Origin of the sequence: Acidisarcina polymorpha (assembly GCF_003330725.1) — a bacterium.
GTDB lineage: Bacteria > Acidobacteriota > Terriglobia > Terriglobales > Acidobacteriaceae > Acidisarcina > Acidisarcina polymorpha.
The window spans coordinates 438,573-453,203 of sequence record NZ_CP030840.1; the positions used below are offsets into that span (position 1 = coordinate 438,573).

At 57.4% G+C, this 14,631-nt stretch carries 14 protein-coding genes; 4 read left to right on the forward strand and 10 right to left on the reverse strand.

Translation table 11 applies throughout. The annotated features are described in order from the left end of the window. Window positions 1-366: 366 nt before the first annotated feature. Both ACPOL_RS01950 and ACPOL_RS01955 read right to left on the reverse strand, forming a co-directional pair. Window positions 367-1,392, reverse strand: a complete 1,026-nt coding sequence (locus ACPOL_RS01950; protein ID WP_201759059.1) for a glycoside hydrolase family 130 protein — start codon at window positions 1,390-1,392, stop codon at window positions 367-369. After that, window positions 1,389-3,683 carry a glycosyltransferase family 4 protein gene (locus ACPOL_RS01955; RefSeq protein ID WP_236657173.1) on the reverse strand — a complete coding sequence of 765 codons (2,295 nt, stop codon included), beginning with the start codon at window positions 3,681-3,683 and terminating at the stop codon, window positions 1,389-1,391. The genes ACPOL_RS01950 and ACPOL_RS01955 overlap by 4 nt, the downstream gene beginning before the upstream one ends. 595 nt (window positions 3,684-4,278) lie before the next feature. Here ACPOL_RS01955 and ACPOL_RS01960 point away from each other — a divergent pair. Then, window positions 4,279-5,040: a Crp/Fnr family transcriptional regulator gene (locus ACPOL_RS01960; protein ID WP_114205565.1), complete on the forward strand. Its 762-nt coding sequence runs from the start codon at window positions 4,279-4,281 to the stop codon at window positions 5,038-5,040. A gap of 78 nt (window positions 5,041-5,118) precedes the next feature. Then, complete coding sequence (locus ACPOL_RS01965; RefSeq protein ID WP_161557138.1) at window positions 5,119-5,574, forward strand: response regulator; 456 nt, start codon at window positions 5,119-5,121, stop codon at window positions 5,572-5,574. Window positions 5,575-5,778: 204 nt separating this feature from the next. On the opposite strand, the gene ACPOL_RS01970 is transcribed toward ACPOL_RS01965, so the two are convergent. The 5 genes from ACPOL_RS01970 to ACPOL_RS01990 form a co-directional block, all read right to left on the reverse strand. Then, complete coding sequence (locus tag ACPOL_RS01970) at window positions 5,779-5,961, reverse strand: hypothetical protein (RefSeq protein ID WP_114205567.1); 183 nt, start codon at window positions 5,959-5,961, stop codon at window positions 5,779-5,781. A 605-nt stretch (window positions 5,962-6,566) separates the two neighbouring features. After that, window positions 6,567-7,055 carry an acyl-CoA thioesterase gene (locus ACPOL_RS01975; protein WP_114205568.1) on the reverse strand — a complete coding sequence of 163 codons (489 nt, stop codon included), beginning with the start codon at window positions 7,053-7,055 and terminating at the stop codon, window positions 6,567-6,569. 77 nt (window positions 7,056-7,132) lie between these two features. Then, window positions 7,133-8,527, reverse strand: coding sequence for an RIP metalloprotease RseP (gene rseP, locus ACPOL_RS01980; RefSeq protein WP_114205569.1), 1,395 nt, complete (start codon window positions 8,525-8,527; stop codon window positions 7,133-7,135). A gap of 81 nt (window positions 8,528-8,608) precedes the next feature. Continuing rightward, a complete protein-coding gene (locus ACPOL_RS01985; RefSeq protein ID WP_114205570.1) occupies window positions 8,609-9,814 on the reverse strand; it encodes a 1-deoxy-D-xylulose-5-phosphate reductoisomerase in 1,206 nt (401 codons plus the stop codon). Between the two features lie 28 nt (window positions 9,815-9,842). Further along, window positions 9,843-10,667, reverse strand: a complete 825-nt coding sequence (locus ACPOL_RS01990) for a phosphatidate cytidylyltransferase (protein ID WP_114205571.1) — start codon at window positions 10,665-10,667, stop codon at window positions 9,843-9,845. A 121-nt stretch (window positions 10,668-10,788) separates the two neighbouring features. On the opposite strand from ACPOL_RS01990, the gene ACPOL_RS01995 reads away from it, so the two are divergent. Beyond that, window positions 10,789-11,736, forward strand: coding sequence for a vWA domain-containing protein (locus tag ACPOL_RS01995; protein ID WP_114205572.1), 948 nt, complete (start codon window positions 10,789-10,791; stop codon window positions 11,734-11,736). A gap of 140 nt (window positions 11,737-11,876) precedes the next feature. On the opposite strand, the gene ACPOL_RS02000 is transcribed toward ACPOL_RS01995, so the two are convergent. Next, window positions 11,877-12,716, reverse strand: a complete 840-nt coding sequence (locus ACPOL_RS02000; RefSeq protein WP_114205573.1) for an isoprenyl transferase — start codon at window positions 12,714-12,716, stop codon at window positions 11,877-11,879. An 81-nt stretch (window positions 12,717-12,797) separates the two neighbouring features. Further along, complete coding sequence (locus tag ACPOL_RS02005) at window positions 12,798-13,259, reverse strand: helix-turn-helix domain-containing protein (RefSeq protein ID WP_236657174.1); 462 nt, start codon at window positions 13,257-13,259, stop codon at window positions 12,798-12,800. Window positions 13,260-13,534: 275 nt separating this feature from the next. Between ACPOL_RS02005 and ACPOL_RS02010 the strand changes: the two genes are divergently transcribed. Continuing rightward, window positions 13,535-14,161: an HAD family hydrolase gene (locus ACPOL_RS02010; RefSeq protein WP_114205575.1), complete on the forward strand. Its 627-nt coding sequence runs from the start codon at window positions 13,535-13,537 to the stop codon at window positions 14,159-14,161. A 46-nt stretch (window positions 14,162-14,207) separates the two neighbouring features. Here ACPOL_RS02010 and ACPOL_RS02015 read toward each other — a convergent pair whose 3' ends face one another. Then, entirely contained in the window at window positions 14,208-14,591 is a 384-nt protein-coding gene (locus ACPOL_RS02015; RefSeq protein WP_150132871.1) for a DUF3592 domain-containing protein, read from the reverse strand. Window positions 14,592-14,631: the final 40 nt, after the last annotated feature.

Sequence of the window (14,631 nt, forward strand, 5' to 3'; positions counted from 1 at the left end):
CGGAACCTTCGTCCCCGTTGCATCGACGACGATAAGCGTCTGATCGAAAGCGTACCCAGCCTCGAGCGCGGGACTGCGGCGCGAAATGCAGCCAGCGAGTCCGTCAATTAGACGCCCTGATTGAGGGCCGCAGATCTATCCCGTCTTGGCGAACCAGTAGTACCGCCGCCAGCAATTCACGCAGCGGACCGGCCGCAACGCAAACAGACCGAACAGCCTATCAAGAGACTCGGGCTCTGCAGGCTGAAACCGGATCGAGCTACAGAGCGGACACTGCCGGTGCATCCAAAGTAGCCTCGGAAGCGGGCCAGGCCAGTTCAGACGAGCAGTGTTCATGGATTATCCTCACGATCGGAATGAAGGCAACTAAGAGACGTTGAGGAGTCCCGTACTGGAGTTTTGATCCAGCCACAAGAGAAGCCGTCGAATGCTGCCCGTGGCCAGCGCCATGCAAGAGTCGGCCGCGCCGTAATAAAGATGAATGGTATCCCCGTCCGCGCCGATCGTCTGCCCGCATGGGAAGACCACACCGCTGACATCTCCGCTACATTCGTAGGGCGCTTCTGGACCGAATATCCAGGAGTCGCCTCGCTGCAGGCATACTTCCGGCTTCTCCAGGTCGAAGAGCGCAAGGCCTAGTCGGTAGATACTCCCGGACGCGGTCTGGCGAACCCCATGATAGAGGACCAGCCAGCCTTTTGCCGTCTCAATCGGCGGAGAGGAGAGCCCAATCTTGTTGGCGTCCCACCAACCCCCGCGTCGCGCTTCGAGCATAATTCTATGTCCGCCCCAATGGCGCAGGTCGGGGGAGTACGAGATCCACATGTGGGCGCCCAAGGTCGTCACTGGACGATGAATCATTGCCCACAGACCTCCGATCCGCCTTGGCAGCAGCGCGGCGTCTTTGTCTTCCGGCTGCATGATGACGCCGTAGCGCTCAAAGGTCCTGAAGTCTTTCGTCATGGCCAGAGACACGCCGGGGCCGCCTCGTGAGAATGAGGTGTACGCGATCGCATACTGCTGCAACTCGGGCACATAAGTGATGCGAGGATCTTCAATGCCCCATATTTCTTCCGGATATTCACGATCGGGGGTCAAGGTCGGTGGCGAATCGATACGCCATCCATCGACTCCATCGGCTGAGCGGGCGGCGCAGAGATGCGACAGACCACGCCGGTCCTCGACGCGGCAGAGCAGTAGAGTATCGCCGTCATCAAGGCGAACGGCCGCGGCGTTGAAGACGCTGTTGATCGGGTAGGGCCAGTCTTTGCGGCTGAGGATGGGATTGGCGGGGTTACGGGTGAAGAGAGGTTCTTCGGAGTACGTTTCCGACGTGCTAAGTTCACTTGGTGCGCGCTCCGGTTCTAAGACCGGAGCAAGGATTGAACTCAACTGGACACGCTCATTTCGTGGACCATGGTATCTACAGTGGGCGCTTCTAGACTCTGCATGTCAAGCAGCGCCATCAGGAAGGAGAGCGTCGACTCCGCTCCCTGGTTTTCGTTGACCCGGTCTGGATGCAGCCCGTCCCTGCACCCGCCGGTTGCAGGGTCATACAGCGGAATTCCGAGATCGTTCGCGCCCAGAAACCAGCGAAAGGCCGACCATGCCTCGTCAAGCCAGTGCCTTTCGGCAGTGACACGATAAGCAAGCAGACACGCGGCAATGGTGGCGCATGCCTCGACCGGCTGCTGATCGAACCGGGCCTTCTCCCCGCCCTCCGCAAAAAAACCCATTGAACCGATGGGCACGAAGATGTCGCTGTCTCCGCGGTGCTGTTCGGCAACCAGCCATCTCAAAGATTCGCAGCCCATCTCCACCATCCTCTGGTTCTTGCTCTGGTGTCCAGCAAGCAGAAGCGCCTGCGAGAGCCTGGCATTCGAGTAGGAGAGGCTTGTCTCAAACCACTTCCAGCCCGGCGAGCTTGCCCGCATGTAGATATCAAGCAACCGGTTTGCGAGCAGATTACGCGCTCCCTGGACAACTCTGTCCCCCGGGAACCAGTCAAGATACGCCTGCATACCCAGGATTGAGAACGCCCACGCGCGCGGACTGCTGAAGGTGGAAGCAGCGGGAAATGCTTTCTCGAACAGTCTTCCCGCAGCGCCTCGCAGTCCCGCATCTTTCGTGTTGCCGAGGACCGTCCCCAAAGCCCACATGGCTCGCCCATGACTATCTTCGGACCCGGACGGTTCCAGCCATTTCCGGTCATAACTCAGGAAGTTCCTGAATCGGCCTGTTTTATCGTTGAAAGCATGCCAAAGGAATGTCAGATAGCGGCGCGATAAGCCTGCGTGGCTCGATCCATTTAGGAGTACCGCGACAATCAAAGCGCGGGCGTTGTCATCAGTCGTATACCCTTCCAGGCAGTTAGGCAAAGAAAAGATTGCATGCTGCAGAATACCGGTATCATCGGTCATGCTCAGCAGATGGTGGGTATTCAGTCGAGCCAGGGTGGCTGATTCCTCCAGCGTTGCGGCATCCTCTCTGGTAGCTCGCGGCCGTAACATCCGCTCTGCCCGTGCGCGTTGAAAGCTCGCCATATACGCCCGGGCCGTCTCCGGCCAGGTGGTGGCGCGAGCGTAAAGATAGGCGCGTTTCCGCATGGCGTGGCGGTCAGCGTCGTTATCCAGAAGTGCTGTCGCGGCCGCAGCGATAGCAGCCGGATCGTCAAATGGAACAATGATCCCGCGACCGTCAGCGAGCAATTCCTTGGCATGCCAGTAGGGCGTCGAGATAATAGCTTTGCCGGCACCGATTGCAATGGCCAGCGTGCCCGAGACCACTTGCGCTTCCTGCCGGTAGGGAGTGATATAGATGTCGGCCGCACCCACGTGCTCGACCAATTCCTCGGTGCTCACAAAACGGTTGTTGAAGATCACGTTCGGCCCGACTCCAAGCTCCTCCGCCAGCGCCCTCAATGAATCTCGATACCGCTCGCCCTCTCGCCGTTTGATGTGAGGGTGGGTGGCGCCGGAGATGATGTAAACCAGATCAGGATGGATCGCCAGGATCGCCGGCAGCGCGTTAATCACGTTTTCGACGCCCTTGTTCGGGGAGAGCAGTCCGAATGTCAACACCACCGACTTGCCCTCGGTTCCGAACTGGTCCTTAAAGTAATTCGGATCCATAAAGGGAAGATCGGGCACCCCGTGCGGGATTACGTCCACTTTGCCCCGCGGAATCCCATAGACCTCTTGCAGAAGATCGGCAGCGTGTTCGCTCATTACAATGAGCCGATCGGAGAGTTGGGCGATCTCCTCGAGCACCGCGCGTTGGTCCCAATCAGGCTCGCGCAGCACGGTGTGAAGGGTCGTCACTAATGGCATCTTCAGCCTTCGCAGCAACGTGAGAATATGCTTTCCGGCCGGTCCTCCGAAGATTCCATACTCATGCTGCAGGCAGACTAGATCGTTTCCGTTGAAATTGAGAAAGTCGGCGGCGCGTTGATACGAGGAGCATTCCTCCTGTTCGAGTTCGAGTCTCACCGCCTCGGGGTATTCATAGCTCGATTCGGGATCGTTGACCGGGATCGCAAACATTCGGCCGACCCCATACTCAGCACCCATTGCCGTGCACAGGTCGGTGGTAAAGGTGGCGATACCGCACTGGCGGGGCAGGTAGTTCCCTATGAACGCGATGCGTGTCGGCAGCGAAAGTCCGAGAGGTCTCGGCTCTTCCACCGCTTGTTTCTGGACGGGAAATAGGGCTCTTGATGCATCTTCGTCGAACACCAACGCTGGGAGTGAGATTATCTTCCTGCTTTCCGCGCATCTATGACTGACAAAACACTGGGAAGTGGCCGAATTTGCGGGCCCGTCGGGCAACGGTCGCCGAAGCTCCGTTAAGCTCCTCACCCACTCTCTCAGAAACATACAGGCAATACTGGTCATTTGTGCTCAGTCACTCCGTTGGCCCGGTATCAGAGACCACTTGCACATCCAGCGGAGACGGCGCGATGTAGATTTCGGGCGCACCACATGCTTCATCTCCAGCGGCACTGATCGAAGTGGAGAAATACCCTCCTCTCCGTCCAGCAATTCGAGTCTTGGCGTGGGTCAACCCTCCAAGAAATGAGCAATATTGCACTGTATTCCCTTTTCTTAAGTGCAAAACTCATAATGGTAAAGGGTGATATCGCTCTGGTGAAAAGCCCTTAGTTCCTCTGGATTGGTCTCCATGGGTAGTCCAGATGCACCATCTTTTCGCGGTCGCCAGGATTGAGAACCAGTCAAACCCGAAGGCGCACCGCCTCAGGGAACGAGAAAGAACCGCGAGATGGCAAGCGCTAGTCCCGAGATCTTCGACGCCGTAGCCTTTCTGACCGAAGCAGGTCTGGGTCGACGAATCGTCCGGCTGAAGCCCAAGAACAAGTTCTTCTCCCAGGGCAATGCCGCCGACTCCATCTTCTATCTCCAAAAAGGACGCGCGAAACTTACCGTCGTCTCACAGAAGGGCAAAGAGGCGACAATTACCTTGCTCGCTCCGGGCGACTTCGTCGGGGAAGAATCTTTGGCCAACATGGGAGGTACGCGCATCGCTACGGCGATTGCCATCACCGCATGCACCGCGCTCAAAATAGATCGGTTGGAAATGGTTCGCGTGATGCATGACGAACCGTCCTTGTCAGATCTCTTCCTCAAATTCCTGCTCGCGCGCAGCATGAGAACTCAGGAGGATTTGATTGATCAGCTGTTTAATTCAAGTGAAAAACGACTCGCAAGGATTCTCTTGCTGATGGCGGAGTTTGGCAAACCGGGAGAGCCTGAGACACTGATTCCTCAGGTGACCCAGGAAACGCTTGCGGAGATGATCGGCACCACTCGGTCCCGGGTCAGCTTCTTTATGAACCGTTTCCGTAAATTGGGATTTGTCGAATACAACGGCCGCATCCGCGTCCACAAATCACTGTTAAACGTGATTCTCCATGACAAGATGCCCGACGACAACGCGGAGAAGCCATCCATCTTTGATGCCCAGTTGCATCTTCGCAATAAAGCCCTAGCCAAGGGCTCCTTAGCTAAAGTTTCTAAGTTGTGAGCCAAAGAGGACAGAACTGATCCCGATCACAGGCTACACTTCATCAGAATGCCCCTTCAAGAACTGAAGAGAGTAGTCATGACAGCCAAGGTACGAGCTAAGATACTGGTGGTCGACGATGAATACACCCTCAATACAACCCTGGTGCAAATCCTGGAGCATCTTGGCCACCATGTACGGTCGGCGAGGAATGGAGCCTGCGCTCTTGCTGAGATCCATTCGGCAGTGCCAGGAATTTTGATCTCCGACTTGAACATGCCCGACATCCCGGGACCTGAACTCCTTTCGGTGATTCGACGCCGGTTTCCATCCATTCAGGTCATCGCCATGAGCGGCGGCTCCTATTTCGATGACGCCCTTCCGGACGGTGTCGCTGCTGACGCGTTTTACCGGAAAGGAACGGGTCTCGGACCGCTGTTGCAGATGGTTCATGCGATGGCAAACTCGGAGTCTCCGAAAGCCTCTCGCAGGAGCAGCGCCTCGGCTCCGCTCTATTCTCCCGCGAGTCTCGAAGGCTCGGTAAAGCAGTGGTAGCTTACCTGCCACGGATGGCTTCGGGCCTTTAGGACTGTCGACGTTCTTATCCACCCCTCACTCCTGCTCACAGGAGCTTGTTCTGGCAGCCTATGGCCGTAAGTTGCCTAAATGCCCAGGCTGAGCTAAAGCGGTTCAGGACAAGAAGTCAAGATTGAGGAACCACGCGCAAGAGCACAAGAACTAACTGGCTGCGGCTCCCGGCTAGTCCTCGCTGCACTTCTTGATAGGCTTGGCCTGCGACAACATGGAATGGAGCAGAGCGGCAGAAAAAAAAGCAGTCTGACCGTCATCAAAGGCAACCACCACCCCATTGCCGACCTTATCGATCGCTTCGAGCTGAGCTCGGGTTTCCATACCGACGAGGTGCATGGATCTGTATTGCATTCGAAACTCCTCATTTCGTTCCCGGGACGCAACTCGCGCTCGCTAAGGAGAAAGATAGGCCCCTAAACTTGATAAGAGGCCAAGTCCGTTTCTCTTGCGTCTCTTATAGGCAATGCAAAAGTCTCTGCATAGAGAAGAATGTATTTATCTTTACGCGAACTATTCCCAGTAGGGTTGACTTACTCATCTAACTACATACTTTCAGCGCCTTGAGACCTAGGCGGTTCGATCGTAAAGTTAGTCCATTGAGTATTGGATCCTACGGGGCGCCGGAGTCCCAATTGGAAGACGTAGAGTGCCGCTACCCGCAGGGTAGCGGCACCCAAATGTAACCTTCTCCCTGTTACCTTCCAGCAAAGTCTATCGGATCTAAGGCTGATCCTGAGGTATTCTGATGCCCAGCCATTAACCTTAAAGTAACTTAGCAATTACCTACGTTTCCATTAGAGTTACCCAGGTAAGGGCTAGAAGTACTACCGACTTAGGGTTCCATTTACCTCGGCGAGGATGACCACTTAGCCCAGATCGTTAGCATCAGTATGGACACCTGCGGTCGTGAGGGAGGATCACTTCAGTACCAGTCGAAACATCTCACGGATGAATCTTCAATCCACTCCTGGGATGGTGGGAAGATTCTCTTCGTCGACTAACGGACCCAGCGTCGCCCGAATCACGCTCGCGTACTTCTCCGGCAAGACCGTCTTCTGCATGCCGTACCCGACAATGACGTGCGAGGTTTCGCCGGAGGCCAGCAGTTTCCCCGCGACTGGAGTTCCGTCAATCGTCTCCGCGCGATAGACTTCGTAGGAAAATTTAAGCATCGAGGTCCGCATCGCCGTCACTCTGGTTTCGATGACGATGAGGTCGTCATATTGAGCGGGGGCCTTGTATCGACAGATCGCCTCGACCACCGGGAGCATGCAGTCGTCCGCAACCTCCATTTGCTTGTAGTCGAAGCCGAGCTGGCGAAGAAATTCGACCCGGCCAATTTCAAACCAGACCAGGTAATTGGCGTAATAAACGACCCCCATCTGGTCAGTCTCCGCATAACGGACGCGGACAGTAGTGCGGAAAGGCGCAGTTCCATCGGTCATGTTGAACTCGGGACGGAGAATTTTGTGCAGAAAGAAGATTCATGCCCGGGCGCCACAGGGCGCCGGGCATAAAGACCTTAAGGCTTCAGCTTCGAGAAGATAGGCAACTTGGTGACATCGTTGAACATGACAAATGCAGCAAAAAGAATCAGCACGACAAAGGCAACCTGGTAGACGCGCTCTTTAAATTCCTGGTTGAGATCGCGCCGCAGGATGCCCTCAATCAAGAGCAGAACAATCATGCCGCCATCCAGGATCGGGATCGGCAGCAAATTGAAGATGCCAAGGTTGAGGCTGATCAAGGCCATCAGGCCGATAATCGGCTGCCAGCCGGGCATGGAAATGGCCTCGCCCGTCTGACGCGCGATTCCGATCGGCCCGCTGAGGTTCTGGACTGCCGAGCGCCGGGTAAAGAGCTTGTGCAGCACCTCTACGATCAACCCCGAATACTGCAAATTGGTCTTGGCGGAGCGCCGCGCTGCTTCGGGCAGCGAAAGTTGTTCGACGGTGTAAGGCGGAGGCGCGGGCAAAAATCCCAGCCGGTAGGTGTTGTGTCCGGTACCGTCGTCGGCAAGCGCCGGCTGCACCGGGATATGCAAGGTCTCACTTCCCCTTTGGATCAAGAGGTCGACTGACCTGCCGGCGGTCTGTTGAAGATAAGCAAGCATCGACCCGACATACGTAAACCGATGCCCATCCACCGAGGCAATCACGTCATCGGCTTTGAGCCCTGCCTTGGCTGCCGGCATGGAAGGCTCAACCGCTTGCACCTTCAGCGGATGCCCCTGCACTTGCGGCAGCAACCCGAGCGTCTTCGAATCGAACTCGTCGCTCGTTCCCGTATTCTGGACGGTAATGCTGGTCTGGATGACCTTCCCATCGCGCTCGACTGCCACTGGAACCGTGGTGTTCGCGTCCAGTCCGGCGCGAATGTCCAGCTGCTCCCAGGTGGGATTCTGCTCGGCATCGAAGCGAACGATGCGATCGCCGGGCAGTATTCCGGCCTTAGACGCCGGTGAGTTCGGAGCGACCATCTCAACAACCACGGCCTGCGAATAGAATGTAGGCACTTCGTTGTGCATCATGTACAAGCCAGTCATCAGCAGAAAGGCCAGTACGAAATTCGAGAATGGACCAGACAAGCCGATCAGGATGCGCTGCCAACGTGGATGCGCCGAGAAATCGCCGGGATCAGGCGCGGTGGCGGCAGCATCCCCGGAAGTTGAAGTCGGAACTCCATCGCCGGCAGTCTCGCCTGACATCTTGACATAGCCGCCTAGCGGAACCAGGCTGATGCGGTAGTCGGTGTCGCCGCGCCGGAATCCGAATAGCCGCTTGCCAAAGCCGATCGAGAAGACTTCGACGCGTACACCAAAAGCTTTCGCCGTTATGAAATGACCGAACTCATGCACCAGCACCATGATGCCGAGCACGACTAAGGTGGAGAGAGTGGCGGTAATTGCGAAGGGCATTCTTAGAAGACCTTAACTGCTTTTTTAACAATGAATTTGTGCAACCAGAGGGTCGCTGCCGCGTTTATCTCGAAGCCGCGTTTATCCCGAAGATGTCCGGCTTGCCCCCGTGAGCGAAAGGTCGGAGAGCTTCGCGTGAGCAGTCTGGCGGGCCGCCTGATCAAGCATTAGCACGTCCTGGATCGTCTCCGGATGGGACTCGGGAGTCGCCTGAAGCACTGCCTCTATTGTACGCGGGATGTCCAGGAAGTGAATATCGCCAGCCAGAAAGGCCTCGACCGCGACTTCATCGGCGGAGTTCAGCGCAATGCAGTGCGCGCCTCCCTTGGCGGCCGCCTCATAGGCGAGCCGTAGACACGGAAAACGCTCCAGATCCGGCTGTTCAAAATCGAGTTGCCCCAGCCTGGTCATGTCAAACCCCAGACCCTCGGCTTCACCCGTATCGATGCGCTCCGGGTAAGTCATTGCATACAGAATCGGCAGCCGCATGTCCGTCACCGAGATCTGCGCCAGGATGCTTCCGTCAATGAACTCCACCAAAGAGTGCACCGTAGACTGCGGATGAATGGTTACCTTGACCTCAGCCGCCGGAAGATCAAAGAGGCGGCAGGCTTCGATCACCTCGAGTCCCTTGTTCAGCATGGTGGCTGAGTCGATTGTGATCCGCCGTCCCATGTTCCACGTTGGATGCTTCAGCGCCTGTTCGACGGTGATGTCGGCGAACTGGGCCAGCGGCAGTTTGCGAAATGGGCCCCCTGAAGCCGTCAACCAGATACGGCGAACCTCCGTCCGGCTTCCACCCCGCATACATTGATGAATGGCATTGTGTTCGGAATCAATGGGAAGCAGAGCGGTCTGATGAAGGCGGGCTTCGCGGATGAGAATCTCGCCGGCAGCGACCATGGCCTCTTTATTGGCAAGGCCGACTGGCTTCCCTGCTTGAACGGCGGCGAAGGTTGCTTCGAGGCCCGCCACTCCCACAATGGCCGAGACTACGAAATCGACCTGCGGCAGGGTGGCGACCCGGACCGTTCCATCCGTTCCCCAAACCACCTCGACCCCAGTGATGCCGGCGAATTTAAGCCTGGCGAGAAGCTGGCTCGCTAGTTCCTCGGTGGCGACCGAAACCAGCCTCGGACGCCATCGCCTGCACTGTTCGAAGATGGCATCAAGGTTGCGGCCTGCAGCCAGCGAGGCGACTGCGAATCGTTCGGGATAACTGGCAATGATGGAAAGAGTGCTTTGTCCGATGGAACCGGTGGAACCGAGGATGGCGATCTGCTTCAAGACGTTTCGTAGTCGCGCCGAGCCAAGTCTAAAACCACTGCTGGACTAGCTGAGCGTACCACAGCGCCGGGGCGGCCAGCAGCAGCGCATCGATTCGGTCGAGAATGCCGCCGTGTCCGGGCAGCAGCGTTCCGGAATCCTTCACCCCGGCACCGCGCTTGATAGCGGACTCGGCAAGGTCGCCAACTTGCGCGGCCACATTGAGAATCAGCGCCAGCAACAGCCAATGCAGCAGCGAGCCCGGATAGGCCACCAGCTCGATCCCGCGTCTCGCCAGAAAAGCTGCGAAGGCCACCAGACCCGCGGTCACCAGCAGGCCGCCGGCCACTGAAGCGATCGCGCCCTCCCACGTCTTGTTGGGGCTAAGTCGCGGCGCAAGCTTCCTGCGCCCCAGGCTCTTGCCGACATAGAGCGCCGCAATGTCTCCCGACCAGACCACCAGCAGCAAGAGCAGCAACAGCGACGGACCGTTTTCCTGGGCGCTGAGCAGGGGGATCGTGGTCAGCGTAAATCCGATATAGATCAAGCCGAAGACGGCGGTCGCCGTGTCCCGTAGTACCCGATCGAGCGGCGATCGGAAGGCGCAAAAAATAAAAAGAATGAGGGCCAGTCCGCCGATCGCCGGGCCAATCAGGTCGGCGTTCCGAAAGGCGCAAAAAAACAATGTCGCGATCGATAACAGGGTAAGGACCCGGGGCGGCCGGGCATCGCTGGTATCAGCGATTCCGAGATACTCCCATGCGGTCAGGCACGCCACCCCCGCGGACACCACCGTAATCAACCAGAAAGGCGCCCTTAGAACCAGCAGCAGGACTATGGGGATAAGCACCACTGCCGTGAGTATTCTTTTCATCGCTTTAAGGAGAATACACGGCTCAAATCGACTCCGAAGCGCCGGCTTAAACTAACGCCCTCTCCGTATCGGCGTCTTGTGGCGTCTAATAAGTAGCCGGGTTTATTAGAAAAGGAAAAATATGAGTCTTCAGAACCGAATTTCCAACTTGTTGATGGCTGCCTGCCTGATCGCGGCCCCACTTCTTCACGCGCAGTCGGGTGTCCAGGCCCAGACGGTCGTGACTGTCATGCCGAAGAACGGAAAGCAGCCGGCCTCACTGACCGCCCAACAGCTCAAGGCTACCGTAGGGGACAAGCCGGCGCAGGTGAGCGATTTCGTGCCGCTCCGCGGCGAACGCTCTGGACTCCAGATCGTGATACTGATCGACAGCTCGGCCCGCAGCTCGTTGAGTCTTCAATTCAGCAGTCTGAAAAGCTTTATCCAGAAGCTCCCTGAAGGCGCTCAAGTAGGCGTCGCCTACATGCAGAACGGCCGTGCCGCGATGGCGCAGAACATTACCCCGGACCGTGCCCTAGCTGCCAACTCCCTGCGGCTGACCTCCGGCGTTCCCGGCGAGACCGGTAGCCCGTACTTCTGCCTCTCCGACCTGGTGAAGAACTGGCCATCCGGCAGCACTCCTGACCGTCGTGAAGTCCTGATGATCACCGACGGCGTCGATCTCTACTATGGGCGCCGCTACGATCCCAACGACCCTTACGTGCAATCGGCGGTCACCGATGCTCAGCGGGCAGGGGTCATCGTCCACTCCATCTTCTATCGCGACACGGGCCGTTTCGACGGCGGGGAGTGGACCGAATCCGGTGCGCAAAATTACCTCCTTCAGGTGTCGGACGGCACCGGAGGGCACGCCTACTGGCAGGGTTTCGGTAATCCGGTCTCTTTCGACCCGTTTCTCGACGACCTGCACACCCGTTTGGAAAACCAATATGAACTTGGGCTGCTTGCCCGGCCAAAAAACAAGACCGAGCTCCAGCCGCTGAAACTGAAGGTCTCGGCTTCCGGTGTCAAGGTGGATGCCGCAAAGATGATCCTCATCCCAGGAAGTGAATCCTCCGCTTCCCGATAAACGATGTCCCCGGGCATTCATATTGCGGCTTGAGTGCCCGGTCCGGAACCGTTCGCATCGCAACAATGAGCCTGCAAGAAGGCGCGAATGAAGCTATTGTCAGCATGTTTACTTGAGGCGACGTTGGGGTTCTGGATCTGCTAGCGGGGAACCAGGACCGTGTTCGCCGGCAGGCTTGAAATATCGTCAGACTCGGTGCCGTCCCCCAGGCCGCCATAGCGGCGTTCGCGGCGCTGGTAGTCTTCGATTGCCTCTAACAGGTGAATACCGCGGAAATCTGGCCAGAGCCGATCGGTTACAAATATCTCTGAGTACGCAATCTGCCACAACAGAAAGTTTGAAACGCGCATCTCTCCGGAAGTCCGAACCACCAGATCAGGGTCAGGCATGTCGGCCGTGTAAAGACGGCGCTGGATCTCTTCTTCGCCGATCTCCCCAATCTTCAGCTTGCCCTCGCGCACCTCGGCGCAGATCGAACGCACCGCATCTACCAACTCCGAGCGGGCACCGTAATTCAGCGCCAGCGTCAGCACTGTGCCGGTGTTTCTTGCAGTGGCTTCTTCCGCCCAGTGCATCTTCTCCTGCACTTCGGACGGCAGTTCCTGGGTGCGGCCGATATAACGGATGCGGACGTTATTGTCGTTCATGCGCTGCACATTATTGCCCAGATACGCGCGCAACAGGCGCATGAGGAAGCTGACTTCAGCCTTAGGGCGGCGCAGGTTATTTTCCAGTGAAAACGCGTAGAGGGTCAGGTAGGGAAGGTCAATTCGAGATGCAGTCTCGACGACAAACTGCACGGCTTCCGCGCCCTGCTGGTGTCCCAGAAAACGCTTCAGCATCCGTTTGCCAGCCCATCGTCCGTTGCCGTCCATGATGATGGCGACATGGCGGGGCAAACGATCTGCGTTCAGACGGCGGTAAACAGCCTGCTCGTCGGCAGGCAGCTCATGGACACGGCTTGGCGACGATAATGGCAAAACACTCGCTCGTAAGGACGAACGTAGCACATGGCTACATCAGCCGCAAACCATACCGTCGAACCGCTGTCTCGGACAGCGTTAGGCCGACTTTCGCCGGCCCATTGCCATGTCCCTCACCTGGTTGAGAAAAATAGAGCGCTGGAGCCCGTCCAGATGCGCAACGTAGGGCGCTATTTCGGCCAGAAAAGGATCGGCAAGAATCGTGGCCGTCTCATCGTGCCGGCGGCTGCGCGCGTCGTGGACGAGATGGCAGATGTCCACCTCGAGCGCATGCGCCAGCCGTTCCAGCGAGGAAAGAGTCGGGGTCGCCTTGCCGTTCTCGATCTTCGAGATATAGGTGCGCGGCACCTGCATCCGTCCGGCCAGTTGACGCTGGCTTAGATTGCGCTCATGCCGCAGGTCGCGGACGGCACGAGCCACTTGCAAGCCGCCGTCGTCCGAGGACCGCCCGGCGGAAGAGACCAGCGCGGGTACCAGCGCTTCAGGTTCATCGACTTCTAGAGGTTTGTGGCAGCGCCTGCACAGCGCGTTTGCGGTCATGAACTGCACCAGGCTGCAGTGCTCGCAACGAAGGACCGCGCGTGCCTCAGTGGTGGCTACGGGGTTGGCGACGATTGTTGCCATAGATTGTGTACGGAGGCCAGAGCGGGCGCCCGTAAGTGCGGCATCGCATTGTATGCGAGTCCTCACTTAACTTCCTTAGAGTGCGGGTGGAGTATCTGAGTTGTCAAGTGGAAAGTATGAGTCTTCCGTAAAATAACCTAAGACTCCCTAAAGAAAAGGGCAAATGCCCGGAAAAGGCGGAACCGAAAGAGATGGACGGAAAATTTGAGTCACCCTTCACCCGCGAGGCAGCCTGGCAGTTGGTCCTCGACTACACTGACTCACCGAGCCTCCGGAAACACGCGCTCTCTGTCGAAACCTGTGTGCGCGCCTATGGCGTTCGCGAGGCTGATGCGCGCAGCCTGGTTGGCAGCGAACGTGATTCGCTCATCGAGAAATACGCCATCACCGGAGTGCTTCACGATTTCGATTACGAACGCTTCCCTTCCCTCGACGATCATCCCTTTGCCGGAAACAAGATCCTCGCTGAACTCGGCTGGCCTGAAGAGATTCGCACCGCCATTCTTTCCCATGCCAGCTACTCGGGCGTCCCACGCAACTCTCATCTCGAAAAGTCTCTCTTCGCGTGCGATGAACTCGCAGGCTTCCTTACCGCCTGCTCCCTGGTCAAACCCACAAAATCAATTTTCGATGTGGATGTGGCTGGAGTCCGCAAAAAGATGAAGGACAAAGCTTTCGCGCGCGGGGTGCATCGCGAAGACATTCTTAACGGAGCAGCGGAGCTGGGCGTCGATCTCGACCAGCACATCGCCTTCTGCCTGGAAGCGATGCAGAAAAATGCTGATGAGTTGGGGCTAGCAGGAGTGCAACCTAGCTAGCCTGTGAGCTGTCCAGGCACACTCAACCGCTCGTACCGTTGGCACCTCAAAAGTGCACGACAAGAGCGAAGTAGAGCGCAATCAGGCTCACTGCTGCCACAATCAGCAGCTCAGTCCGCAACTTCTCTTCAGGGTCAGCGCTATTCCGTTCGGGACGTACCGGGTCGTGGCGCACCATCAGCGTCTCTCCAGGAGAGTACCTGGTTCGCGTCTTGAAGCAACCAGTGTGCATGCGGTCATACACCCAGTAGGTGAAGCGGACCGAGTAAAGATCAGCATGAGGACGATCCTCGTCCCACATTCCGGACAGATTCAGGCAATCGGCAACCGTTGCCTTCGTCTCCGGCCAGGAGTCGCGCTCGCTGCCCTGATGCGCCCAGGGATTCACAAACGGATTGTGCAAGAACTGCGAAAGCCTTCCAGAGGACATCAGTCCCACCTCGGATGACCATTCCATTATCACACCGGCG